Below are 24,128 nucleotides of genomic sequence, written 5' to 3'. Positions count from 1 at the left end.
TTACCTACGGGACTCCACCATCCACTGTCTCATCGGGTCAGGCGACGGGACGAGGCTGCGCCCGACGCTTCGCATGCAAGCAATGTATCAACTCCCCGAATGTCATTGCTTGCGCTTCGGCCGCGAAGCTGGGCGAGGGGCGACGACTGGCGCAGGTGATGCAATTCGTCGTCGGAATGGACGGGAAACGGTTGCGCCGTGCACTGGTCGGCACGGCAGTCGTCATGACTCTCGCCACGGGCTGCCGTAGCGCATCGTCGGACTCGACCAGCGGAAGTGGCCCGCCCCAGGGCGAGACCGTGACGCTGCCCACGCCGAAAACCACGGGGGCAACGCCGCTCGAGACGGTGATCAACCGGAGGCGCTCGCAGCGCGACTTCGGCCCCGCCGCGCTCTCGCCCGACGAGCTCGTGCAGCTCACGTGGGCCGCCCAAGGGCTCACCGACAAGGAACGTGGACTGCGCGCGTCGCCATCCGCGGGCGCGCTCTATCCACTGGAGCTCTACCTCGTGGACGGAAAGGGCGTCTCGCACTACGACCCCGCCCACAATTCGCTGCGCCTCGCCACGCCCGGCGATCACCGGGCTGATCTCGCGCACGTGGCGGTAGGTCAGCCTCAGCTCGGCACGGCGGCGGCCAATCTCGTGTTCACGGGCGTTACCACGCGGCTGCGCCCGAAGTATGGGGACCGCGCCGAACGGTACGCCTTCATCGAGGTTGGGCACGCGGCCGAGAACGTGCAGTACATCGTCTCCGTTGGCCGGCCGGCGAAGTAGCAGGCGTTGCAGGACCATGGCGCTCTCCGGCGAACAGATCGAGATCGCGCTCGGCGCCGAGCGGCTCGTCGTCGCCACGGTCGGCGCGACGCTTCGCTCTTACACGGTCGGCGATCGCGCCGTACTCGACGGCTTCGAGGCCGACGAGATCTGTCCCGACGGGCGAGGCCAGATCCTCATGCCATGGCCCAATCGCATCGCCGACGGTCGCTATTCCTTCTCGGGCCACGTTCATCAGCTGCCCATCGACGAGCCCGAGCTGGGACACGCCATCCACGGACTGGTCCGCTGGGCCGACTGGAGCGTCGAGCGCCGCGCCGCCGAATTCGTGCGGCTCCGTCACCGCCTCGAGCCCCGCCCCGGCTATCCCTTCCCGCTCGATCTCTCCGTCGAATACCGGCTTTCGGTCGGCGGACTGGGGGTCACCTTCACCGCGCTGAACATCGGCCCGAAGCCGTGTCCGTTCGGCGCGGGCGCGCATCCGTACTTCCGGTTTACGGAGGCGAGCGTCGATGCCATCGAGCTGTGCGTGCGCGCCGCCGACTGGCTGGATGTCGATCCGCGCTCGATCCCCCGCAAGGAGAGGCCCGTCGAACACAGCGTTGTCGATTTCCACCAGCCACGCCCCATCGGCACCGCACGGCTCGACCATGCCTTCACACGGCTCGAGCGAGACGGAGCCGGGCTCGCGACCGTGGTCCTGCGCTGCGGGCGTAGCGAGATTCTCGTGTGGCAGGACCGCGCGTTCGACTTCGTGCAGCTCTACACCGGCGACACCTTGCCCAACCGTTCGCGGCGGCGCGACGGGCTCGCCGTCGAGCCGATGACCTGCGCGCCGAACGCGTTCAACAGCGGCAACGGTCTCCGCGTGCTCGCCCCCGGCGAGGTCTTCGAGGGCCGCTGGGGGATCGCCGTGTCGACCCGCTCCGGGCGACGGTCAGGTCACGGGAGCTGAACGCCGCCAGCGTTCGCTAAACGAGTTTCGCCAGAAGCGCGTGAACAGCAGGACGGCGGCCACGGTCAGACCCGCGATGAGTCCCATCCACATGCCGCGCGCTCCGAGCCCCTGCCGGAAGGCGAGCCACCAGCCGACCGGCATGCCGACCATCCAGTATGCGAACAAGGTGACCACCATCGGCACGCGCGTATCCTTGACGCCGCGAAGTGCGCCATTCGACGCAACCTGGATTCCGTCGGAGAACTGAAAGAACCCCGCCAGCACGATGAGCTCAGTCGCCGTCGCGATCACGCCGACGTCGCGCGTGTAGAGCGACGCAATGACATGCGGCATGGTCAGCATCAGTCCCGCCGAGACCATCTGGGTCGCGAGCGTCAGCCCGATCCCGCAGAAGCCGGCGTAGCGCACTCCGCTCGCATCGCCACGACCGACCGCATGACCGACTCGCACCGTGATCGCCATCGCGAGGCCAAGCGGGATCATGAAGAAGAAGGAGGCGATGTTCAGCGCCACCTGATGGCTGGCGACGACGTTCTCACCGAGCGTTCCGATCGCCAGCGCCACGGCGACGAACAAGCCACCCTCGGCGAGCAGCGTCACGCCCATCGGCAGCCCGATCCAGAGCAACTTTCCGATCCGCTCGACGCTCGGCGGATCGAAGCGCTCGCCAAGCCCGAGCCCGCGGTAGTTGCGGTGGCGCGCGACATAAATGGCAAACGCGCTCATTTCGAGCCAAAGGACAATCGCCGTAGCGATGCCGCAGCCGCGCGCACCTTGCGGCGGGAGACCGAGCTTCCCAAACATCAGCACGTAGCCGAGCGGCATGAGCACGGTGAGCCCGCCAAGACTGAAGTACATCGAAGGGCGTGTCATCGACAGACCTTCGGACAGACCGCGCAGCGCGAAGTAGCAGGTCAGAGCCGGCGCTCCCCAACTGATCGCGCGCAAGAAGTCCCCGACTTCGTCACGGAGCCCCGGCGTCACCCCGATCAGCGCGATGAGGGGCGCCGCATGACGCACGGCGAACCAGAGCAACACACCCATGCCGAGCGCCAACCAGAGTGCCTGGCGGAACAACGCTCCGACGTCACGCCGCCGTCCAGCACCGTCGAGTTGCGACACCGAAGGCGGGACCGCCATCATGACGCCCATGCCGCAAAAAAGTGCGAGCGACCAGATGCTGGCCCCCACCGCCACGGCCCCGAGTACGTGAGCACTGTGATGGCCGGCAAGCATCGCGTCGACCATGTTGGTGCCAACGGCCGCAAGCTGCGCGCAAATGAGAGGCAGCGCCAGGCGCACCGTTGCACGAATCTCGCGCGCCACGCGGGCACGATCGGGACGAAACGACTTCATCAAGGAATGCACTCCCAGACCTACTGGGAAACGGACACTGCCACTGTCACCGCCTCGTGAGAAGCTCGGCACGCGCTCGAGCCGTACATGAGCTTCCCTGCAGACAGCGCGAGCGAGTGTCGCGAACGAGCTCGACCTCGCGATGTGCCCCGCGCACGCTCGAGATACATGCGCGCGGTCTGCGAAGCCAGCCCGCATACGATGCTCGCAACGTAGACCGCGTTCTTCTCTACGACCGCGAACTTCGGCTCAACGCGGGCGCTCTCTTCGAGCCGTGCACTCCTCGACCGCCTGAGCCAGAGGCATCGGCCCGATCGAGCCCGCAGCACGCTCGCGTTCGATCCAGTCGGCCGAAGGCTCGCTGATCCGCCAAACGGCAATCAGGCGTCCAGCATCGAGGTCGATCTCGAATTCGACCCACGCCGACAGGACGTTCCACGTCTCACGTTGCAAGAACGAAGGACACTCTCGGCAAAAGGTGTACGCCGAGAGCGTCCCGGAAAGAGGCATCTTCACCGGGTCGCCATGATGTCCAGGCTCACCGCGCAGGTCCTCGGCGAGGATCCAATCGCCCATCGTGCAACCGAGGTCTTTCGTCTGCAGAGGCTCGCCGCGAAGGTCGTGCCCTTCCGAGCAGCGACACCAATCCCCGATGACCGTGATCTGGTCGTAGAGCCCCATCGCCCTAGCGTAGCTCGACGGCGCCGAACGAGGAGGCGCAGGTCGAATAGCTCGCGAACCGCACGGCAAAGAAAGCGAACGGCGCCGCGACCCCACAAAGCGCCGAAGCCCCAGCTCTCTTGGAGCCGAGGCTTCTCTTCATCGCGCGGAGGCGATGGGCGCGCTGTTCAGATAACCTTGACGTTCTCGGCTCTCGGGCCTTTCGGGCCTTGGCCTTCATTGAACGAGACGCGCTGCCCTTGCCTGAGATCCTCGAACCGAACTCCTTCGACCGCCGACATGTGAAAGAACAGGTCCTTTCCCGTGCTGGTCTCGATGAAGCCGAATCCTTTGTCCGTTAGCCGCTTGATTGTTCCTTCAGCCATGTCGTCCGCCTTTTTCTCGGTTCGTTCGTGAAGAAGCTCAATTACCACACCAGCCAGAGGTGGCCGGTACATTCCCGTCAGAATCGTTTGGCGAGGAGGTCGCCCGCGAGCGGTGCCGTGCATCGTTCACGGTTTGAACCTAACGCGCCTTCCCCGCCCAGAAGCGACGAGCCTCGTCATGGGTGATCCGCGCGAGCCGTTCGAGTTCGTCGTGCGTGAGCCCGGTCATCGACTGCCTGCCGAGCACACTCGCCCCCTCGTTGGCTGCTCGCGCTCTAGCCTCGCGAATCGTCCCCGGCCACCCACCTTCGACTCGCCGGCCCTCACGCGCGAGCTCTGCGCAAACCACCTGCGTCCACGAGCGCGCAGCATCGAGGGCCGCTTGCTCGAGGAGCTCTCCACGAGTCGCCGTCGTCTTGGTCACGGACCACCATCTTCCATCATCCCGACGACGTCACGGGTTGTGCGGCGCATGGCTGCTTTCCTCCTCATATCGCCCGGACGGCAGCAAGTGCTTCGATGATCGCCGTCCAGTCGAGCGCAAGGGCACCGCTCGCTTGCGATGAACGCGCGAGCTCTTCGAGTGCGGTGGCGCGCGTACGTCCGGAGGCAGCCATGACCGCGCCCTCCACCACCATCCCGCCGCCCTTCGTCGATGCTTCGACGCGCCAGGATTGTTCCCGCGCATCGTCGGGGAACATCTTGAGAGTCAGCGACACGCCGCCGCAATCGAGCTCGTACGTCATGTTCAACCGCTCGCGAAACTGCGACGTGATGCGCGTACGCTCCGTTACCTCCTTGGATCGCGTTCGGTCGCGTTCCTCGCCCGCGATGTTCACGCGAAGGCGGCGGTCGTCGAAGAGGCTTCCATTCAGCTCTCTCATCGCGGCATGCGCGTCCGCCTCGTTCGCCATCGTCACGAACGCGTGACCTCGCAGACGTCCGCTGGAGCGGTCCGTCGCGAGGTGGACGTCGGACACCGGGCCGAACTCCGCGAACCGCCTTCGCAATGACTCTACGCTGACATCGTCGGACAAGTTACCGACGTAAAGCCGACTCTCCATGGAAGCTCCGCGCACAAAGTTCGGAGCAAAAGCGCTTCCCACGGGAGAGGGCGTCGTTGCAAAAAACGATGTTTTCGGAACATAGCACAACGAGGAATGGGCGGGGTCTCGTCTTCTCGGCGCATGACCGTTCCTCAAAAAGCGCCTCGCCGACGGTCTAAATCCTCTCCGGCGGCGTCGTATAGGATCGCGGGATGGCGACGCTCGGGATCAGCAGGGATAACCTCATCACCGGCGGTGCGGCGCGCTATTCGGACCTCGTCTATCTGTCGCTCGAGGACAAGGGCCTCAAGAAGAAAGGCAAAGCCCACACGCGTCTTGGCAGCATCGACGGCGGCGAGGTTGGCACCGTTGCGGACGTTGCTTGGCGTACGGCCGGCTGCTGCGTGGTTCACAAGCCGAAAGAGCAGTTCGTGGCGGTCAGCCCGGATGGACGCGTGCTCACCTACGTCGGCGGCGAGAAGCTCGACGAGCGGATCGAAGGCGCGACGGAGATCCGCGGGGCGCGCGCGATCGATGGCTACGCATACGCGTTCGGCATGAACCGCGAGGTGTTCTTTCGCGGCAAGGCGAAGCAATGGACGGCGATGCACGCGACGCCCGCTCGGAACAACGAGGTCGTCGGCTTCGAAGACCTGGCCGGCGATGGGAAGCTGCTCTACGCCGTCGGCTGGGAAGGCGAGATCTGGCGCTACGCGAAGAAGGTCTGGGCGCAGGTCGAAAGCCCGACCTCGAAGATCTTGTCCGCCGTCGTAAAGACGGACGACGCGTTCTTCGCGTGCGGCCAAGGCGGAACGTTGCTGCGCGGCGATGACGACGGCTGGACTCAGCTTAAGAGCGGCGTCGGCGAAGATCTATGGGACTTGTGCTGGTTCGAGGGGGCGCTGTATGCGAGCAGCATGTCGAACGTCTATCGCCTCGACGGCGATTCGCTGGCCGTCGTCCCGCGTGGCAAAGGCACGTTCGACGCCTATCGTCTCACGAGCGCGCAGGGAGTGATGTGGTCGGTGGGGCAGAAGAACGTCCTGTCGCTGCAAGACGGCAAGTGGACCCGCTTGGAGTAACGCCGCGAGTTGCTTCTCTGCGCAACCGTCTTCCTCGACGACGCGCGCGGGCTCAGTCCCGGGTGCAGGCGTTGCGAAGCGGTCCGAAGTAGTCTCGATAGCGCGCGAGGTGCTCCTTGGGCGAGAAGCCCTCGAAGTCCCCAGCGCGCTCGCACTGGACGAGATAGTGGAGCGCCAATGCAGCGTCAGCCCTCGACTGCGACGCGAGGAACGACTTCGTCGTCTCGAGACCAGCACCACACAGCAATTGCACGTCGAGGGATGCGCCGAGATCCATCCCCGCGGACTTCGCGTTCCAAATTAGAAGCACGTCCTCCAAGAGGCCGCGCGCAAACAGCTGCACACAGCAAAGAAGCGCGAGGTCTTCTTCTCGCCCTTCCCCCAGACGTTCGGCCTCGGCCTCGTTCGCGAGCAGCGCGCGAATCTTCGGAAGAGCTTCATGCCGCGGCACGAGGCCGAAGCGCTTGAGGCTCTCTTTGACGTTCATGGCCGCACGCTAGAGGGGAGCAAATCACAGAGCAAGGCCGAGGTGGGGACGCGATTCGAAGAGGCCAGCCAGGCAGTGAAGACGTCCTAGACGGCTATTTGTTCTCGGCCAGCACCTGGGTCTCATGCGTGTCCTCGCGATGAACGCTCGTGGCACGTTCGCTGCAGAACGTTGGTCGTTGGTCAAAGGAGTTGAAGGACAATGACGCAACTTCTGGATCTGGTGTTGGCAGCGCACGGAGACCTCGCACGGTGGAGGACATTCGACACCGTCCGTGCCACGTTCCTCTCCGGCGGCGGGCTCTTGCCCATGAAGGGGCTGGAGGCTCCTCCGCGCGCGTCGGAGGCCATCGCGACCATCCACGAACAGAGCCTTCTCATCGAGGGCTACCGCCAACCGGACTGGCGGATGAAGTTCACTCCGCAGCGCGTCGCGGTCGAGACCACCGAGGGTCAGCTCGTCGAAGAGCGCGTGAACCCCAGGAGGTCGTTCGCCGGCCACACCCTCTGGACGCCGTGGGACCTCATGGACGTCGCCTACTTCAACGGCTACGCGCGGTGGACCTATCTGACGACACCATTTTTCATGGCCATGCCGGGCTTCCAGGTGACCGAGATCGAACCTTGGCGCGAGGGGACGGAGACGTGGCTCGGTCTCCGCGTTCGGTTCCCCGACGGCATCGCCGGCCACAGCGTCGAGCAGGAATTCTATTTCGGGCCCGATCTCCTGCTACGCCGCCATGACTATCGCTTCGAGATCGGGGGAGGCGTTCCCGTCGCGCAATACGTGCACGACCTCGTCGAGGTGAACGGATTCCGGTTCCCATCCAAGCGCCGCGCGTACGTGCGAAGCCCGTCAGGGAAGCCCATCCACGACCTGCTCCTCATCTCGATCGATATTCGCGATTACCACGTCGAGAAGCGCTAGCCCCGTGCGGGCGATCACGGCACGTACGTGGCGCGCACGTCGAGGTCGTCTTTGAGCGGGAACGGCACCGCGCTGTACGACGCGAGGCTCGGATCTTGTCCGTAGTAGCCGTTGTCGTCCACATGGATGTGGATCTTCACGAGGCCCTCCCCCGCACCGAGCGAGGTAGGCGAGAGGACCTTCACGTTGCGCGCGAGCTCCAGTACGGGCGCCATCGTGCACGTCATCCGGAATGCGGTCGCACTCACGGTCGTCTGGTCCCCGCAGCCCGTGATGCTCGCCTGCATGTGGGCCACGTCGAACTTCGACGTCGGGGTGTGGGAATTGTCGAGCGTGCCCTCGATCGTCAGCGTGGCGAGGTCCGACCGGCTGAAGTCGGGGTCTGTCACCTCGAGACCGAGCAGGAAGTTGTCGCCCACGCGCGGAGAGAACTCGTAATCCGGACGATCTTCCCCTTGGATGAAGAGCGTCGGGGGAGTGTTGTCGAGGCAGACGTCGAAGACCACGGCGATCTCGGTGGGGGGTAGCGGCGACGTATGGTCGTCGAGCACGAAGTACGCGGTGTTGTAGTGGTCGCCGTCCTCGACCGAGCCGATCGCGCCCGCGGCGAAGTGACCGCGGAGCGACGGGTCGACGTCGAGGACGACCGGAGTCGTCCCCGCACCGTGCGCGATGGAGCAGTCGAGCGTGATCGTCTGGGTGCACGCCGCATCCTTGCAGAGGCGGATGGTGCCGAGCGTATTCGCGCATCCCTTGAACGAGACGACGAACGGATCGCCTTCGGGATCGACCGGTGCGAGGTGGAAGTCCACCTCCTGCCCGCTCCGCGCGGCAACGCGAGGGCTCCCGTCGGGAAGGTTTGGCTGTGCGTTGACGACGCCGGTATCGCCGCCATCGGTGGCACCAGCGTCCGAAGCATCGACGCCGGCGTCGGTCGTGCCGTCCGAACCGTCGACGACGGGATCCGTCGCGCCGCCGTCCGAACCGTCGACGACCGGATTCGTCGCGCCGTCCGGCTCGACCGCACCGTCGTCGCACGCCGCGCCAAGAAGCCCGACGAGCAACAACCCGCGCCAACCGATCCGATGCCAAAGCGTATACCGATGCATGTTGTAGTGGATGCGCGAACGCGCCTAGGAGTCAACTCCAACGGTCGACAATTGCAGCAGGCCCCCGACACGAACCCGACAGCTGCCTAGCGCGATTCAGCCCAAGATGTCCCCGGGCCACTCGTCACGCTGGATGGAGCCGCTTTCCTTGCTGAGCCAGCATCCCGCGAAGTTCGGCAATTCGCGCGCGGAGATCCATGCGAGCGACATAGCATGCAAGCGCGGTTTACGGCCGCCGCACCGCACGAGGCGATACGGAGTGCGCGCTCAGTATGTCGTGACGAGCGAGTCCATCTTCGGGCTTGCTGGCCACGAGAGCCCGCGGATGTGGTGGTCGATGCAGCCTGCGACGTCGGCGGAGAACGGACTCGTCGACACACTGACACCTACCGCCCGTCCCATCTTGATGGCGACCTTCACCGTAACGCCCATGGTATCGGGTGCCCCGCACTCACTGATGAAGGTGCCGTCGCTCATCGGTGCCGAGAGCTGTGCGTCGCTGAGATCGAGCGCAGTCTTCGCGCCGATCGTAAGCTGGTCGTTGTTCGAGTCGAGCGCGGATTCGTAGCTTGGACCGGAGGGCGCCGCGTGACCGCCATGTCCACGCCGCTCCGTGGCCGCTTCGCCGCCGTCATCGCTGGATGGCTCGGACGGTCCATTGGCGCTCGCGTGACCTCCGCCTCCTTGCGCGGCTCCACTTCCACCTCCGCGCCCGGCAACGTGAGTCTTGCCTCCCCGCGCCGCCTTCTTCTTGGCGGACTTCGGCTTTGCGACGGTCGCGCGCGCGTCGACCGACGCATCGTCGACCGAAACGCCCTCGTTTGGCGAAGCTTCTTCCCGCTCGTGGAAGACGACGACGGCCCCAACGCCGAGCGCCGCGAGCGCCGCGAGAGCAACGAACGCTTTCGCTCCAAACCTCGAGCTCACCATTCTCACCGTAGCGCCACCGAGCAGCAGGATCTCTGCTCTCGTGCTCGTCGCTCGCTCAGCCCGCCCGCAATTCCGTTGATACTGCCCTTTTCTGTTGTTTTGCGAGCCGTGCGCTCGGCTTTCTCGCGCGTGCGCCGTCGCCTGCTCCCATACTCTCGCCAACTCGCTGAGCGAGCACTCTCGTACTCGGGGTCGCGGGCGAGGCGCTCCCAATCGATGCCCAAGATTGCTTGCTCGGCCTCCTCACTTATCGGGAAGGCGTAGATCAGCCCCCGTGGCTCAGCGCCAGAACACGAGGTACGAGGTGAGGTCGATATTTCCGTACTTCACACCCGGCGCCAGCTCCGACGTGCCGACGAGTGCGTGATACGTCAGCTCGTTGCTGGCGGCGGTGGCGTCGCCGGTGACGTCGAAGACGAAGGGCCGCACGTCGAACCCGGGGCACCACCCGCCGCGCCCGAGGTACCACGTGCCCCACTGGTTCGGCGCCACGCCCTCGGCGACGCGCTTGCGACACCCGTCCTGGTTGCCCGCCTCGGGGAAGTCGATGTCGTGGCTCTTGCCGTTCACCGCGAAGTGGTGCGTGTGATTGCAGAACTCGGCGCAGTGCGAGGTGTCCGCGCCGTGCCCGGTGACGAGCGCGTAGATCTCGACCTTTTTCGTGCCCGCGGGGACATCGAACGCCGTCTTGGGGTGGAGACTCGGGTAGTCCGCGTCGAACTCGCCGCCCGTCCAGAGCTTCTTCACGGAGGCCGGTCGCATCCCCTTGCCCGTGTTCGAGAGGCGTAGCGAGAGCGACACCACGTACTTCGCCGGTTTGGGGTCCCACTGCTTGCCCGCAGCCCAGCGGAACGTCTGCTTTCCGCTCTGGAGGAGGGGGAGCATGCTGCTCACGTCGGTCACCCAGCGCGCCTCGCGCCAGTAGCTCGTGATCCAACGCCCGATCTCGGTGTCGCAGACGGGCTTCACGCCGGCATCGTCTCCCGCGTCGCCTCCGCCGTTCGACGATGCGGGGTCGCACACGTACAGGTTCGCGAGGTAATCCCACGCCCCGCACTCGCCGTCGCGGTGATGCTCGCAGTCCATCGTGAGGTCGAGCTCGAGGGTGTCGAAGGACTGCATCGTCGAGGCGTCGGGGAGGTCGACGGTCACGTACGCTTCGTCGTCCAGCAGCTTCCCCTTCAAGAGTTCGACAACCGTCGCCTTCGACGCTGCGAGGCGCGCATCCCGCGCGTGTTCGTACTCGTAGTAGACCGGCTCGGAAGCGAGAAACGACAGCTCCGTCGACTGCCCCTTCGTTGTCAGCTGCCCGAGCATCCCCACCTCACGCACGTGCTGCGTGCGATCGACGGCGAACTGGAAGGGATCGAAGCGCTTGACGACGAGCGGCGCCGCCAGGCGGTCGCGAACCATGTCACCGAACCAGCCCTCCACCTGGTCCACCTTCTCGGTGACGAAATGGAATCGCTGGCTCCAGTGCTCGCGATCGGCCTCGCTGAGCCCGTCGATCACGCCGCGCACACGGGCCTCGAAGGCCTCGAAACCGGGCTGATCCTTGTACCAGAAGAAGACGTAGTGCGCGTTCTTGGGGCTCTCCGCGATGAGCTTCCTCACGCCCACGCTCCCCGCGAAGAGCCCGAGCGAGTAGTCGCCCGAGCCGTCCGACATGGTATTGGGCGCGTAGCCGACGAACATCCAGTGGTCTTCCCCCGTCCACGCGTCCCGAAACGACAGCGTCCCGTCGCTCGTCGCGACCGTGAAGGGGCCCGCAACGTCACGCGGCATGGTCCCGTACGGTCCGTCGAGGAAGGTGGGGCCAGGCGCACCGTCCCCTGCCCCTGCCTCGATCTCGCCGACACCTGCGTCCGGCGAAGCTTCGACAGGCGTGGGGATGGACTCGGAACAAGCGAACGCGAGGAGCGGAACGAGGGCCGTGAGGAGGAGAGGAAGGGCGTGACGCATCGGCAGGTATCCAATCTCGAGAGGAAACGGCGCACCGGCGCCCCTACGAATTTGTTCGAGCGCATCAGTGCCGCCAGCTCATGATCAGCGTGCACCACGCGCGAAGGTCGCTATCGCACCGTCGGCGGAGGTGCAGTGTGAATTGGGCGGAGTCCCATTCCGCCGACGAAGCCGTAACTCGAATACGGCCCGACCCCCCACACCGAGACCGAGAACGGCCCATCGCTGTGCACCTCGTGCCGACCGTAGCCACAGGTGCCCTTCGCAAATTGTTGGGGCACGAATCCCTCCGTGATCTTCACCCACGCGAATTCGTACTTCCCGCTCGTGCCGAGTGGTGAAAAATCCGTGACTTCGCCGGCGCACTCGAGCTCGACGGGCGCAAAACCTTTTGTCGTCGCCTTTCGGACGATGGTGAGCATCGTGTCCGGGAAGGTGAAGTCGGCGAGAAAGATGTAGCGGTCGAGGTACTGATCCGTCGGCGGGACGTTGACGAAGTCGGGATCTCCCAACGTCACGTTGCCGGGGACTCCGCCCCCGAACGTCGCGCCCGTCATGTACGTGCTCACGTGGAACGGGTGCTTGGAGTCTTGGCTCTTCACCACGAAGAGCTGGTCGGTCATGAAGCTCACCGACTCGTTGGACTTCAAGGTCTCCGGCGCATCGCGCGGACGCGACGGCTCGTACGTCAGCACCGTGTCGTCGACCGCACCGACGATGGTGTACGGGACGAGCTCGCGTGCCGAGGTGGTGTCGGCGCCCACGCTTGGAATGCGTGGCTGATAGGGAACGACGGCGTATTCGGTTCCCCATTGGGCAAAAGGAGGGATCTGCTGCTGGAGCATGTCGCAATACATGACCGGGAGGAAGTCGCAGTGTGAACCGCCGAAAACGGCGATTGGCTTCGTCGCCTCGATGGGAGTCCCGGTGAGCGACGATTGATAGAACTGGAGAACCTGTCCCCGGTCGAGCGACCACGTCTGTGTTGTGCCCGCCGGCGCGCTTGCGATGTCGACGCCGGCGCGAACGTCCACCGTCGGTCGCATCGTGATCTCGGTGCCGTCCTCGTTGGCGATGATCTGAAGGGTTCGCGGCTTGCGCGTTTCGCCGAAATCGAACGGCGAGACCGCGATGTAGTTCTTCGTCCAGCTGGAGGTCGGAAGAAGGAGCGTCGCCGTAGGCTCGAAGGACTCGAATCCACCATAGGGCGCAACGGAGTAGGCGGCGACCGGCGCGTCCGTGCGGATACGAAACGCCTTCGTCTTGACGGTCCCGTATTTCATCGGGTCCTGGAGGAGTGCCGGCGTGACCGCGGCGGGGCAGCTGACTTTGTGAGGGCTGCTCGAAGCGGCGTCGTACGAGAGGAACACGCCCGCAATCTTCCCCGGAGGCAGCGGTCCCTCGAGCGGCGTATACGTTGGTGCGTGTCCGCCCCAATCGATGACGTAGGTCGACTTCGAAATATCGAGGGTGTCGCTGCCGTGTTCGGCGGCTATGGTGACATTGCGATCCCACGTGTTGGCGACGAGGACGGCAAAGCAGCTGCCCCGTGATTCACCCGGGCTGTCGGGATAGACCGTCCAGAAATCGCAGCCGGCCGAGCCTTTGGAGAGCGTGGCTGCGCTGCAAGCATCGACGCATTTCCCGTCTCCACAGCCTTCATCGGCATTGCAGGTGGCCACGACAGTCTCGGCCCCCTCGCAGCCGTCGAGGACCTGCTTCAGATCGCGCGAGCAATGAATCCCGCATGTCGGCGCCGACGTCTCCGGTGCGCTGCCATCAGGGGGAAGCAGCACCTCCTCCCTGGGGTCGAAGCCCGCGCGTGACGAGCAGGCCAAGATCGTAGCTATTGCGACACTTCCACAGAGAAAGAGGCGTGTCCGGGTAGTGAACGAGTTGTTCATCGCTTCCGACCTTCAGTGAAAGGAGACCTGAACCGGCACCGGGTGGGGGGCTTGATCGACGGTCCCTTGGCCGAGCTCGCCGTGCTCATTGCTGCCCCAACAGAAGATGCCCCCCTCGACCGCGAGCGCACAGACGCTGTGTGTCGCGACCGCGACGTGCACGACGGACTTCGTGAATCTCGGAACCGGCGTGAACGTGAGCGAGAATGGCTTCTGTGGATCCATCCCCAGAGCGCCAGCGGTGTTGTCTCCTGCGCACTCCACGGTGCCGTCGGTGAAACGAGCACAGCTCACGTCGCCGCCAGCCGCCACCTGCTGCGGCCAGGCCGTCTTGTTCACGACGAAGCTGCGGGTGGGGAAATCGCGCGCGCCGCTCAGACCGATGCCGAGAGCGCCGAGCACGCTGTCGCCCCAACAGAAGATCTCTCCCTTCTGCACCGCGCAGGCGTGGGCAATTCCTCGGTCCGGCAGCCCGTAGGGCGAGATCACCGGGAGCATGGTGGTGGTCGACGCCGCGAGACTCGTGACGTCGCTCAGCTCGATCGACGCGGGGCGAGGGTCCGTCGGCACCGAGGCCTGACGGCCGCAAATCGAGCCCTCACCGGCGGCGACGGCGCCCCATGAGAAGACCTCACCGCTCTTGCTGAGCACCAACGAGGAGTAGCTGCCGAGCACCATGCGTGCGGTTGCGATGGCGAAGGCGTCCACCTTCGTGGGCGCGGAGACGCCGGACGTCGCGGCTCGACCGAGCTGTGCACGCTCGTTGCCTCCCCAACAATAGAGCTCGCCGCTCGTGAGGACCGCACACGCCCCTGTCGGCCCGACGTCGATTCGTGAAGCACTCGCGAGCACGACCGGTGCCGGCGTCGGATGACGCGCGCTGTCCGCGATTGGAGGATTGCTGCCGAGGCCGAGCTGGCCGCGATCGTTGGCTCCCCAGCACTGGACGCGTCCGTCGTCGAGCAACGCGCACGTCGTGGCACCAGCCGCGGAGAGCTGCTTCACGTTGCTCACGGCAGGCGCACCCGCATCGTCGAAGCCGAGAGCGCCCTTGGCGTTGTCTCCCCAGCAGCGGGCCGTGCCGTCCTTCATGCGAGCGCAGAAGTGACGTTCGCCCGCGACGAGCTCGACGGCACACGGCTCGTTCGTGCACGTGACGGGGGCATCCGTCGGGTCGAACGGCGATCGAGCCGCGTCGGCGTCGGCCTCCGCGTCGAGCTCGACGCCCCCATCCGGCGAATTGCCGAGATCAGGCGTCGGTCGAGCCGCGTCATGGGCGTCGAACTCCGTACGAGACTCCGCGGAGCTGCACGCGACGAAGGAGCCGACGAGCCCCAATCCGAGGGCAGTGAAAACAAATCGCCTGAACAGCATTACGGTTTACCTGCCGTCGTTTTGTGAAGTGCGATCTCGTCTCCAACGACCCAGAAGTCGTCCGAGCTCTTTCCCCAGATCGCCCAAAGCGACTTACCGACGGGACTGCCCGTCACCCGGACCGCCGACTGCTTCCATTCCGTTCCGTCCCAATGGCTGACGAGCCCGACTTCTCCGATGGCCCAGGAGTCGTTCGGCGCGGTTCCCCAAAGTCCGGAGATCGAGCGTTCCCAAGACTCCCTCTTCGCAAAGCGCCAGGTAAACGTGGTGCCGTCGTCCGAGCTCGTTCCCTGCCACGAGGCCTTGGTCCCTTCCATGGTTTCACCGGCGGCCCAAATCGAGGTATCGGAGCTCAATCCAAATGCCGTCACGACTTTTGCGAAGGGGTAATACAGTCCAGCAGGATCGTCCGGCAGAGCGACCGTGCTCCAAGGGGAGCCGTCGCCAGGGCCTCTGAGGAGACGGGCGCGCTGAAAGAAGCCCTCGGTCGCGGTGCCGTAGAGCCAAACCGATGACGCGTTGCCGGTGACACCGGCGAAGGCGACGCTACGGGAAGTGAGGGTCGCATCCGTGCTCCACGTCGTCCCGTCGTAGTGCAGGGCGCGCCCTTTCGTGGCCGCCGGCCAAACCAGGTCGTCTTTGCGTCCACCCACGGCCCAGATGTCCGTCGCGCTCCTGCCCCAAATCGAGAGTACTGGAACGGTGACGTCGCCCGGCAGGTCCTCGATCGGCGCGAATGCGACCGTCGCCGAGGACGAGCCGATGCCGTGAAGGAGCCCGCTCGTCGTCGCGATCCAGAGATCCGTCGGTCCGCTTCCCCAGATCGCGGTGGGGACCGCGTCGAGCTGCGCGAAGGCGGTCCACGTCGAGCCGTCCCAGCGCATGACGTTCTTCTCCAGGGTGATGCCCCAGACGATGCCGGCGCCATCGCCCCAGACGCCCCGGAAGCGCAGCCCCTCGGGAACGACCGTGTGACAGAAGCCGTCGTCGGAGCACAGACGTTTGCTCGCGTCTGCATCCGCATGTGCGTCGGCGCCTGCGTCCACGCCGCTCTCGATCGGGTCGACCGAGGCCTCTGTCGGCGCGAGGATGGGGCCGGCGTCGTCGCTGGTCTCGCCGGGCGCGTCGTTCGAGTCCGCGCAGGCAAGGAGCGCCGCCGCGCCCATCAGCCCGAGCAGTGCTGCGCACGAGAGGTCGAGGCGCTTCATCGGCCACCTTCCGCGTGCGAGGGATTCCGGCCGGTGTAGTGGAGCACGATGCCGTCGCCGACGATCCAGACGTCGGAAGGACCGCTTCCCCACACCCCACGAAGGTGCGGTTTTGCCCCCAATGGGAACTGAGCGGTCGATTCGCTGACCGTCGTTCCGTCGAAGTGAAGGATGGTTCCCTCGTCGCCTACCATCCACACGTCCGAGGGACCGCTGCCCCAAATCGCGCGGAGCGTGTGGGGGGTGGGCGACGCAATCCTCTGGAAACGCGGATCGCCGGTTTGATAGCGCCGGATATTGCCACCCTCACCGACGGCCCAAACGTCGCTTTCGCTGCTTCCCCAAATCGCGCGAAAGGCGAGCTTGCTCTGACTGTCGATCGACGTCCACGCGAACCGATCGTCGACGGCGGCGCATGCCGTGCAGCCTGGATAACAGCCGACGACGCACCCGCGATCCGCGAGCAGCGTTGGATTGGGCGCCGGCCCCGTGTACCCCGTGCCGTGCAGGAGCAGCCCGCGCTCGGTGCCGCCCTTGTCGACCGCCATCCAGACGTCGTCGTCCGAGCTTCCCCAGATGCTCGCTACGCTGCCTTTACCGGGGATGGTCCGCCAGCGAAGGCCGCCGTCGTCCACGTTCAGCGGGGCAAGTTGGTTTCCAGAACCGAAGTACATGAATGTGGGATCCATGATCCGAATCGGATATCCGAAGTCCCCGACCGCCGTGCCGAGCCGAACGTCGCTCGTGGAGCTGACCCATACCGCGCTCAGAATCGTGTCCCGGTCGATGTCCACCGGCGTTCGACCGACTGGAGCCTCGTTCGTCCATTCGGCGGTGCCATTCGTATACCCGCTGCCGTGCAAGAGGTACTCGGCGGAGCTCGCGACCCAGATATCGTGAGGACCGCTTCCCCCAATGGCAAATAGCGTACTGGGAACGTTCGTGGGCGTCTGCGTCCAGGCGCTTCCGTCGTAGTGGATGATCGATCCGCCCGAGCCGACCGCCCATACGTCGCTCCTGCTCGTGCCCCAGACGGCCGTGAGGGCATGACGAGGCGTCACCGGTGTCGATTCCATGCACCACGAGACCGATTCGCACGGGACGACCGGCCCCGTGCACTGCGCGTCCGGAAGCTCACACGAGCTGTCTCGCTCGGCGTCCGCTTCGGCATCCGCCGCGGCCTCCGGAAGCGTGGACGTCGACGCGTCCTCGCCGACCGCCTCGCCCTCGTTGTTCGTGGCGCAGCTGGCGAAGGCGGCGACGAGAGCTCCGAGCACCGACATCGAAGCGATGCCGAAGCCCTGCGTGATCCATCGCCGGCTCACTTCGTCACCACGCCGGCGTCGCATTCGACCGTGAGGCACTTGCCTTCGATGCACGGCTGACCTGCGCTCATGTCACATTGATTCCCGCACGCTCCGCAGTTCGCGGGGTTGTTCTTCAACTCGACCTCGCAACCATCGATGGGGTCGCCGTTGCAGTCGGCGAATCCCGGAGAACATTCGCGCATGCACATGCCCTTCCTACAGGCCGGAACCTGATGCAGGGGAGGACCGTTATCGGTCATGCACTTGTTTCCGCAGACTCCGCAGTTGTCCGTGTCCGTCAACAGATCGGTGCACTTGCCGGTGCATTGCGTGAGTCCGGCACTGGCGCACGAAGGCTCGCATTGGAAGTAGCCGGAATTCTGGAATTGGTGCAGAACGCACTCTTCATTTGGCGCACAGGCGATTCCGCACCCTCCGCAGTTCGCTGGCGTGTCGAGGGAGGTCTCGCAGCCATCGGACGCGCACCCTTGGCTCAAGTCCCCATTGCAGTCGCTGTACGCACCATTGCACTTCAACCTGCCGCATTCGCGATCGGCGCATCCGTAAAGCGTGTGCGGAGGCATGGTGGCGCAAGCGTCGGCCGGATACTCGCAGACGTTCCTGCACGTGTTGCAGTTGGAGTCGCTGTTGCGTGGGTCGACGCAATAGCCACTGCAAGCGATCTGACCGGGGCGGCAGCCGCAGACGCCGTCGATGCAGGGGTCTCCTTCGGCGCACTTGTTCCCGCAGGCGCCGCAGTTCTTGGCGTCCGACCAGACGTCGATCTCGCAGCCGTCGTCGAGGAGGCTGTTGCAGTCGCGAAAGACCTGCAAGGGCTCGTGCTCGACGACCGCACACTCGAACACGCACGCGCCGTCCACGCAGCGGCTCGCCATGTTGAGCCCCTTGCGAAAGTCACCGCACGTGTTTCCGCAGGCGCCGCAGTTCTGAACGTCGGTGTTCAGATTGGTGCCACACACCGCCGGTGAAGACTTGCACGTTGCATAGGGCGCCGGACATTCGGTGGCCGGGCACATGAGCGCGTGCGGGAGCGACGCCTCGGCGCCAGCCTCTGCAGCCTCCGTGGGGGTGAAGCTGGGAGCCGTTGGCTCGTCATTTCCGAGGCTGATCGGGCGATTCTCCGAGGCCGTGCACGACGCCGCCAGTGCGGCGAGCGCGGTCGCGGCACCCGCACTGAGTCGCCGCAGGCGAGGAGAGAAGGCGTGACTGCGCCGTTGTTCATTCATGACTATTCGAACCTTCTTCGTATTCGGTTCAGTTTCGAAGATGCTCGACGAGTGAACGGACGCGATACGCGTATGGGCTCTTCGCGTTCACTGTCAAAAATCGATTCGCCAGAGCCTCCGCGCGAGCGCGGTCACCGGAGTTGGCAAGCGCCTCGATCCGAATGACATCGATCTCCTGGCGGAAGCGACCTGCTCGGAAGCGCTCATCGTAGCGATCGAGGGTGCGCAGACACGTGGCGACGTCGCCGCCTTCAAGCGCGGATCGGGCCGCAGAGACGAGGGCGAGTTCTTCCGCGAAGGTGCCCGAGCTCGGCGTGGGATGAGAAGGAGACGAATCGGCGGCCGTGCGCACGTCCTGCTTGGTGACCGATTTCGTGGCCTGGGGACGCGCGGGGAGCACGGGCGGCTCGGTGGGGGCGGCGCCGGGCGGGGCCGCGGCAAGATTCTCGGGGGACTCGACGATTGCCGGAGACTCGCCGCGTGGCTCGACGCTCGAGGTATTCGGCGTCTGGACGACGCTCGATTCGAGTTCGGGGCCTTGCCCGCGCGAGTGCGCTTGCATGACGACGAGCCCGAAGATGGCAGTGCCAACGACCGTGATCCCCACAGCCCAGCGCTGGGCGAGGAGTCGCCACGACCTCGGGGGCGTCGCGGCGGCTCCGCGAGCGGCGACCCGCAGTGCGCCGTCCATGACCTTGCTCGAGGGGGAATGGAGGCGGCTCGCGTCGACCAACCTGGCAAAGTCGGGGTCTTCGTGGACGAGACGAATGGGCTCCTTGCTCATTTGGATTCTCGGCGCAGGCGTGCGCGGTGGCGTTCGAGCTTTGCGCGGAATTCGTCGCGCGCGCTCCGCAGGCGGGACGCGACCGTTCCCGGAGGGACTTCCAGTGCGTCGGAGATTTCTTGCATGGTCATTTCTTCGAGTTCGTACAAGACGAAGACGACGCGAAACCGTTCGTCGAGCTCGGACAGCAAGCGGTAGAGAAGCTCGCGCGCCCTCTCGTCATCGAGCCGCTCTTCGGCCGGTTTCAAGGGGGCCGGGATTTCGACAGTCGCTTCCTGCGGATCGACCGGCAGCTCGCGAGCACGCTCTCGTTTCAAGGCGCTGGCGATGCGAAGCGCCGAGGCGAAGAGGAAGCCTCGCTCGCGACCGGGGACGATGTCGTCGAGGCGACGGGCGACGACGAAGTACAGGTCTTGGGCGGCGTCGTCGGCGATGTCCTCGGTGAAGCCGAGGCGCATGAGAAATCGCCAGACGTTCGAAAAGTGCGTCAGCACGAGACCGCGCAGATACTCGGCGCGTTCCTGTTCGCTCGCGAAGGGGGGCCGCCCCGGCTCGGCACCGGTTCCGTCCTCTCCTCGCACCGCCAGGTTGGTAGCAGCCGCAGACGCGGCCGACGACGTCAGCACATCGCTAATGTGGCGACCCATCGGTTCTGATCGAAAAAACGTCCACCGAGGCCCGGGGCGCCGTTCCAGGGTTACAGCCTTGCACCGACCCCCAAGCCCACGAGGACGCCGACAGGAGGAACGCTCGCTGCCGCAGCGCCGCTATCGAGCACGAAAGGTTGCCGATTGAGGGGCAAGGTCACGAGCATGGTCGAGCTGAAGAAGAAGGTGTCCGAGAGCGCGACCTTGGCCCAGATCGAGCCACCGACATCGAGCCAGAGCACCGAAGCGCTTCGCGCGTCGAGGAAGCCGGAGCCCGACGCACGCAGCACACCGACGTTCATCTCGGCACATGGGGAGATCTCGATCCGTGTTCCGAGCGCGGCCTGAAGCGGACACACCCGCAGCGTGCCCGCCGACCAGGAGAGCCCGACGCTCCCACCGCGTATCGTGCGCTCCTTCGGCAGGCTTTGACGGAGGCCGAGCGCCAGGCTCGGCGTCCAGCGGCCGAGCCGCGGTAGGTTGGCCAAAGGTGGAGCCTCGAAGATCACCGAGGCCCCGAGCCCGGGGAGTGATCCCCGCACGACGGCAGAGGTCGTTTCCAGACGCAGATCGAACGAGACGCGCGGACCGTCGGAATCTGGAGAACCAAGGCGCGGGAGGCGAGCGAGTGCGTCGCGCCTAGGCTCTTGGCGACTCGCCGGCGAAGGGGGAACCGAGGCCGGGTCATCCACCTTCGTCTCGGCTGCCGGCGGCGCGTCCGAGCTCGCTGGAGGGCTCGATGGCTGCAGGGGCTCGACGGCTTCGTCACCTTCGGCGTCGGCGGTCCCGGCACGCGGATCGATGGCCACCGCGACCATGAGGGCGAGGGCCTGGGATACCTCCGTGCAATTCGGTCCGACGATATCGCGCTCGGAGATCTCGCCCCCCGGAATCGCGACCGCGAGCCTGCCGGTGCTCTGGAGCCGCCCGGTCGAGAGGCGAACGCGAATCGTTCTTGCCGCCGGAGTCCCCTCCTCCAAGCGCGACCAGCGTTTCGTGTACGCGCGCACGGCCGCAATGAACTCAGGCTCCGAAGGACACGCGGCGCTCGACTCGTAACGAAGCACGATCCGTTCGACGTCGGCGCGAGCCGATGCTGGAACGACGAGGGCGAGCAACCCGGCGAGTGTGAAATAGCCGCCCCTCGAGGACGACTTTGGAGCCCTTCGTCGCCGGACCATACGAACCGGGCAACGTTAGCCTACGACGATGCAGCGCACGGAAGAGAACGGACGCCCACCTCGGCGCGAGCCCCACGTCGACTTCGCCCGACGAGCACACGTCGGGTCTCCCTCTCACGCGGCTGAGCTCACGGCCGCGCGGCCGCCCAGACCGCCGTTGCCACGCAGCAGCACGAAACGCTTCGTCCCTCGCTGAAACCGAGCCTGCGCACGCGCAGATCGAGCATCGACGAACATCCGAGCTCCAGATGGATCCGGCGCTCTTCGACCTCGACGAGCCGTCGCTCATCGGTGACGAGAGCTGCGCGTCGGTGAGATCGAGCGCAGTCTTCGCGCCGATCGTAAGCTGGCCGTTGTTCGAGTCGCGCGCGGATTCGTAGCTCGGACCGGAGGGCGCCGCATGACCGCCATGTCCACGCCGCTCCGTGGCCTCTTCGCCGCCGTGATCGCTGGATGGCTCGGCCGGTTCGCACCTGAAGCTCTCTCGCTCGGGTACGTGCTCGTCGCGCGCGCCCCACGAACGAGCTCGAGGCGGCTTTCAAGGTCAATGCCGGTCAATTGCGACGGCCTCCGTTGACGCAACGGCCAACGAGACCCTTCGCGACAAGCTGGAGCTCGCGCGGGCTCTCATGACTCACAAGAATCCGAGTGGAGATCTCGATATCGTCGTCGAACGAGCCGTCGAGCTGCTCATCGAAAAACTCTCGAAAGAGAAGCTCGGTACGAGTTCGCGAGCACGTCGAAGCAAGCCGTCAGCCAAGCATGGGTACGTGACGCGTTCGGCCCGAAGCGTTCGAGCGTGACGGCATGCGATGTTCGTTCGTCGGCGAAAACGGTGAACGGTGTCCAGCGCGTTCGTTTCTCGAAATCGACCACGTGACGCCCCGAGCGCTGGGTGGAAATGGCGAGACAGAGAACCTCCGCGTCCTCTGCCGAGCGCACAATCGTGATGCTGCCGAACGCGTGTTCGGTCGCGAGCACGTCGAAGCCCGGATCCGGACCTCGAGAACGCGTTCTTCGCGAAGGCCGCATCGCAACGAACCGCCTGTCCTACCCGCCCACTTTTCCCAGCGCCAGTACGAGGGCGAGAAAACATCGACCACCATGGCGTCGCCTTCCGCCATAGGGAGCCTTGCCGTCGAAGCGAGCCACGTCGCGCCCGAGCCGCCGCGATCCGACGACGCGAGGAAACACGTACGCGCTGCGCTGCTCACGCTTGGCTTCCGTGGCGTCGAGGCCGATCGCGCCATCCTCGTGATCAACCGCAAGGAGTGTGACGATCCTTGGCGGCGGCCAATCGAGATACTCGTTCGTGAAGCCATTTGCATCCTCACATGACTCGCTCGCGAGAACGTTGCTGGCTCGAGCTCGACTCGCCATCCGTGACGGCCGGTTCCTGGTGGCTCGCCTCCAGTGCCGCTGCCAACGCCATCGCGGTAGCTTTGGCATTCCTCGAGTGCGGGGAGCAAACCTCGGCAAGCTCAGGGAGAACTCAAGACACTCGCCATCGAAGCTCTCCGCGAATCGAGGTAGTAGAAGGTCTCGATGAACTTCTCCGAGATTCGCCTGACGGAAGACGAAGCCAACCGACTCGGCACTATCCTCGACGACGTACGAGCGGCGGCCCGTGATGCGCCGTCCGTTCCTACGCTGCGTGCGCTGGTTCGTTTGTCGCTGCTCCTTGGCGGACATTACTCGACCGGTGACGACGTCGCTGCGGACGCGGTAGAGGCTTCGTCACAGCTCCTCGCGCTCCTCGATCGTGAACGCGATCCCCGCGCCTGGGCAGAAGCGCTCCTCGATCAGGCGGAAGCCTTGCGAGCTCTTTCGGTCTACCCCGGGGACCGCGAGGGCTGGGCTACACAAAGGGCCGACAGTGTTCTCGCTGCACTCGCGGCGCTACCGAAGGACGAACGCGGCGACCTTCGCGTTCGCGTGCTGCTCGCGGCGGCGGAACAAGTCCCCACCCGAGAGGAGCGCGTGCGCCTTTGTCGAGAAGCTGTCGCGATCGTTGCGCCGTACCGCACGGTCCTCGTGCGTCGAGCCGCCACTGCACTCCGCAAGGCACTGGTGGCCGACGGCGACGCCGAGCCGCGAGATGTCGAAGCCGCTTTCGAAAGCGAGCTCCCCCTCTTCGAATCCCGCGAGAGCGACGGCGTCTTTCAAGACTTCGTCGACGTGCAGCAAAGATACGGTCATTGGCTCCTCGATTGCGGCGAGACGGAGCGCGCCATCACCCAGTTTCAATCCGCTCTCGCGATTCTGGAGAAGGGCTCCCATGACTCACAAAGCACGAAGGAGTTCGTGCTCGGGAGCCTGGCTCGAGCGAAAAAGATCGCCGACGCGTCTCGCGCGGCCCACCGCTGACTCCTCGTACAGCGCGCGCTTGGGCTGACGAGCCGAATCCACGAAGGCGCCCGACGCTCGCTCGAGCCGTCGCGCACCAAGCGGCGGCCGACGAACCGGGGCTAGCTTAGGAGCGTTGCCCGTCTCCAAGCCACGCAGGGCGTGCTGCTCATCGTCGTTTCGCTGGCAAAAGTCCGGCTACCGCAGGCACGTCCCCGCGGCTGCTCGCCACCTAATGCGACCGAACACACGCTCGGCCGCGTCGCGGTTGTGCGCTCGATATAGACGGGCCGCGCGTGTCACGTACCCCTGCCTAGTCGACGGCTTGCGGAGGCGCGCTCGCGATGTCTTGCCGAGCTTCTCTTTCGAGAGTTTCTCGATGAGCAGCTCGACAGCTAGATCGAACATCTACGAACATCCGAGCTCGAGATGGATTCGGCGCTCTTCGATC

The 24,128-nt window shown here is 65.5% G+C and carries 23 protein-coding genes and 1 pseudogene; 7 read left to right on the top strand and 17 right to left on the bottom strand.

What is annotated here, in order from left to right; all coding sequences use genetic code 11:
• Nucleotides 1-224: 224 nt before the first annotated feature.
• Together AKJ09_RS31225 and AKJ09_RS31220 are read left to right on the top strand one after the other, a co-directional pair.
• The gene (locus AKJ09_RS31225) at nt 225-776 is read left to right on the top strand and encodes a SagB/ThcOx family dehydrogenase (RefSeq protein WP_169928014.1); all 552 of its coding nucleotides are present in this window, start codon (nt 225-227) and stop codon (nt 774-776) included.
• Between the two features lie 16 nt (nt 777-792).
• Nucleotides 793-1,731 carry an aldose 1-epimerase family protein gene (locus AKJ09_RS31220; protein ID WP_169928013.1) on the top strand — a complete coding sequence of 313 codons (939 nt, stop codon included), beginning with the start codon at nt 793-795 and terminating at the stop codon, nt 1,729-1,731.
• On the opposite strand, the gene AKJ09_RS31215 is transcribed toward AKJ09_RS31220, so the two are convergent.
• From AKJ09_RS31215 to AKJ09_RS31195, 5 genes are all read right to left on the bottom strand, one after another.
• Nucleotides 1,714-3,090: an MATE family efflux transporter gene (locus tag AKJ09_RS31215; protein WP_146651509.1), complete on the bottom strand. Its 1,377-nt coding sequence runs from the start codon at nt 3,088-3,090 to the stop codon at nt 1,714-1,716. The genes AKJ09_RS31220 and AKJ09_RS31215 overlap by 18 nt on opposite strands.
• A 249-nt stretch (nt 3,091-3,339) precedes the next feature.
• The gene (locus AKJ09_RS31210) at nt 3,340-3,771 is read right to left on the bottom strand and encodes a hypothetical protein (protein WP_146651508.1); all 432 of its coding nucleotides are present in this window, start codon (nt 3,769-3,771) and stop codon (nt 3,340-3,342) included.
• Nucleotides 3,772-3,938: 167 nt separating this feature from the next.
• Nucleotides 3,939-4,136 carry a cold-shock protein gene (locus AKJ09_RS55670; protein WP_146655716.1) on the bottom strand — a complete coding sequence of 66 codons (198 nt, stop codon included), beginning with the start codon at nt 4,134-4,136 and terminating at the stop codon, nt 3,939-3,941.
• A 139-nt stretch (nt 4,137-4,275) separates the two neighbouring features.
• Complete coding sequence (locus AKJ09_RS31200) at nt 4,276-4,560, bottom strand: hypothetical protein (protein WP_146651507.1); 285 nt, start codon at nt 4,558-4,560, stop codon at nt 4,276-4,278.
• Between the two features lie 64 nt (nt 4,561-4,624).
• Entirely contained in the window at nt 4,625-5,200 is a 576-nt protein-coding gene (locus AKJ09_RS31195) for an RNA-binding protein (protein ID WP_146651506.1), read from the bottom strand.
• Nucleotides 5,201-5,394: 194 nt separating this feature from the next.
• On the opposite strand from AKJ09_RS31195, the gene AKJ09_RS31190 reads away from it, so the two are divergent.
• On the top strand, nt 5,395-6,264 hold the full coding sequence (locus AKJ09_RS31190; RefSeq protein ID WP_205633851.1) for a hypothetical protein: 870 nt from the start codon (nt 5,395-5,397) through the stop codon (nt 6,262-6,264).
• A 52-nt stretch (nt 6,265-6,316) separates the two neighbouring features.
• Here AKJ09_RS31190 and AKJ09_RS31185 read toward each other — a convergent pair whose 3' ends face one another.
• The gene (locus AKJ09_RS31185; RefSeq protein WP_146651505.1) at nt 6,317-6,751 is read right to left on the bottom strand and encodes a hypothetical protein; all 435 of its coding nucleotides are present in this window, start codon (nt 6,749-6,751) and stop codon (nt 6,317-6,319) included.
• 201 nt (nt 6,752-6,952) lie between these two features.
• Here AKJ09_RS31185 and AKJ09_RS31180 point away from each other — a divergent pair, with 201 nt between their 5' ends.
• Nucleotides 6,953-7,678 carry a hypothetical protein gene (locus tag AKJ09_RS31180; protein WP_146651504.1) on the top strand — a complete coding sequence of 242 codons (726 nt, stop codon included), beginning with the start codon at nt 6,953-6,955 and terminating at the stop codon, nt 7,676-7,678.
• Nucleotides 7,679-7,692: 14 nt separating this feature from the next.
• Here the strand turns inward: AKJ09_RS31180 and AKJ09_RS31175 are convergent, their stop codons facing one another.
• The 11 genes from AKJ09_RS31175 to AKJ09_RS31125 all read right to left on the bottom strand — a co-directional run bounded on the left by AKJ09_RS31175 (nt 7,693) and on the right by AKJ09_RS31125 (nt 21,268).
• The gene (locus AKJ09_RS31175) at nt 7,693-8,787 is read right to left on the bottom strand and encodes a hypothetical protein (protein WP_146651503.1); all 1,095 of its coding nucleotides are present in this window, start codon (nt 8,785-8,787) and stop codon (nt 7,693-7,695) included.
• Between the two features lie 267 nt (nt 8,788-9,054).
• A complete protein-coding gene (locus tag AKJ09_RS31170; RefSeq protein WP_146651502.1) occupies nt 9,055-9,714 on the bottom strand; it encodes a hypothetical protein in 660 nt (219 codons plus the stop codon).
• Nucleotides 9,715-9,996: 282 nt separating this feature from the next.
• On the bottom strand, nt 9,997-11,679 hold the full coding sequence (locus AKJ09_RS31165) for a peptide-N-glycosidase F-related protein (protein WP_146651501.1): 1,683 nt from the start codon (nt 11,677-11,679) through the stop codon (nt 9,997-9,999).
• A 110-nt stretch (nt 11,680-11,789) separates the two neighbouring features.
• Entirely contained in the window at nt 11,790-13,583 is a 1,794-nt protein-coding gene (locus tag AKJ09_RS31160) for an IgGFc-binding protein (protein WP_146651500.1), read from the bottom strand.
• A gap of 12 nt (nt 13,584-13,595) precedes the next feature.
• Entirely contained in the window at nt 13,596-14,957 is a 1,362-nt protein-coding gene (locus AKJ09_RS31155; RefSeq protein ID WP_146651499.1) for an RCC1 domain-containing protein, read from the bottom strand.
• Nucleotides 14,957-16,165 (bottom strand): hypothetical protein, encoded by a 1,209-nt coding sequence (locus AKJ09_RS31150; RefSeq protein ID WP_146651498.1) that lies wholly within the window; start codon nt 16,163-16,165, stop codon nt 14,957-14,959. Before AKJ09_RS31150 ends, AKJ09_RS31155 begins: the two co-directional genes overlap by 1 nt.
• Nucleotides 16,162-17,490 carry a beta propeller repeat protein gene (locus AKJ09_RS31145; protein ID WP_146651497.1) on the bottom strand — a complete coding sequence of 443 codons (1,329 nt, stop codon included), beginning with the start codon at nt 17,488-17,490 and terminating at the stop codon, nt 16,162-16,164. The genes AKJ09_RS31150 and AKJ09_RS31145 overlap by 4 nt, the downstream gene beginning before the upstream one ends.
• Nucleotides 17,487-18,719: a hypothetical protein gene (locus AKJ09_RS31140; protein WP_146651496.1), complete on the bottom strand. Its 1,233-nt coding sequence runs from the start codon at nt 18,717-18,719 to the stop codon at nt 17,487-17,489. Before AKJ09_RS31140 ends, AKJ09_RS31145 begins: the two co-directional genes overlap by 4 nt.
• Before the next feature lie 28 nt (nt 18,720-18,747).
• Complete coding sequence (locus AKJ09_RS31135; RefSeq protein ID WP_146651495.1) at nt 18,748-19,503, bottom strand: outer membrane protein assembly factor BamD; 756 nt, start codon at nt 19,501-19,503, stop codon at nt 18,748-18,750.
• Nucleotides 19,500-20,150, bottom strand: a complete 651-nt coding sequence (locus tag AKJ09_RS31130) for an RNA polymerase sigma factor (protein ID WP_146651494.1) — start codon at nt 20,148-20,150, stop codon at nt 19,500-19,502. The genes AKJ09_RS31135 and AKJ09_RS31130 overlap by 4 nt, the downstream gene beginning before the upstream one ends.
• A 50-nt stretch (nt 20,151-20,200) precedes the next feature.
• Entirely contained in the window at nt 20,201-21,268 is a 1,068-nt protein-coding gene (locus AKJ09_RS31125; RefSeq protein ID WP_205633850.1) for a hypothetical protein, read from the bottom strand.
• Between the two features lie 870 nt (nt 21,269-22,138).
• On the opposite strand from AKJ09_RS31125, the pseudogene AKJ09_RS56345 reads away from it, so the two are divergent.
• The 3 genes and pseudogenes from AKJ09_RS56345 to AKJ09_RS31115 form a co-directional block, all read left to right on the top strand.
• A pseudogene (locus AKJ09_RS56345) lies at nt 22,139-22,258 on the top strand (HNH endonuclease); the annotation flags it as partial.
• Nucleotides 22,259-22,435: 177 nt separating this feature from the next.
• Nucleotides 22,436-22,669: a Holliday junction ATP-dependent DNA helicase RuvA gene (locus AKJ09_RS55085; RefSeq protein WP_240488644.1), complete on the top strand. Its 234-nt coding sequence runs from the start codon at nt 22,436-22,438 to the stop codon at nt 22,667-22,669.
• Between the two features lie 207 nt (nt 22,670-22,876).
• Complete coding sequence (locus AKJ09_RS31115) at nt 22,877-23,698, top strand: hypothetical protein (protein WP_146651491.1); 822 nt, start codon at nt 22,877-22,879, stop codon at nt 23,696-23,698.
• Nucleotides 23,699-24,128 lie beyond the last annotated feature (430 nt).

Source organism: Labilithrix luteola, assembly GCF_001263205.1.
GTDB classification, from domain to species: Bacteria; Myxococcota_A; Polyangia; order Polyangiales; family Polyangiaceae; genus Labilithrix; species Labilithrix luteola.
Note: the sequence above shows the minus strand (reverse complement) of the source record. Positions and strands in the feature narration are given on the sequence as shown.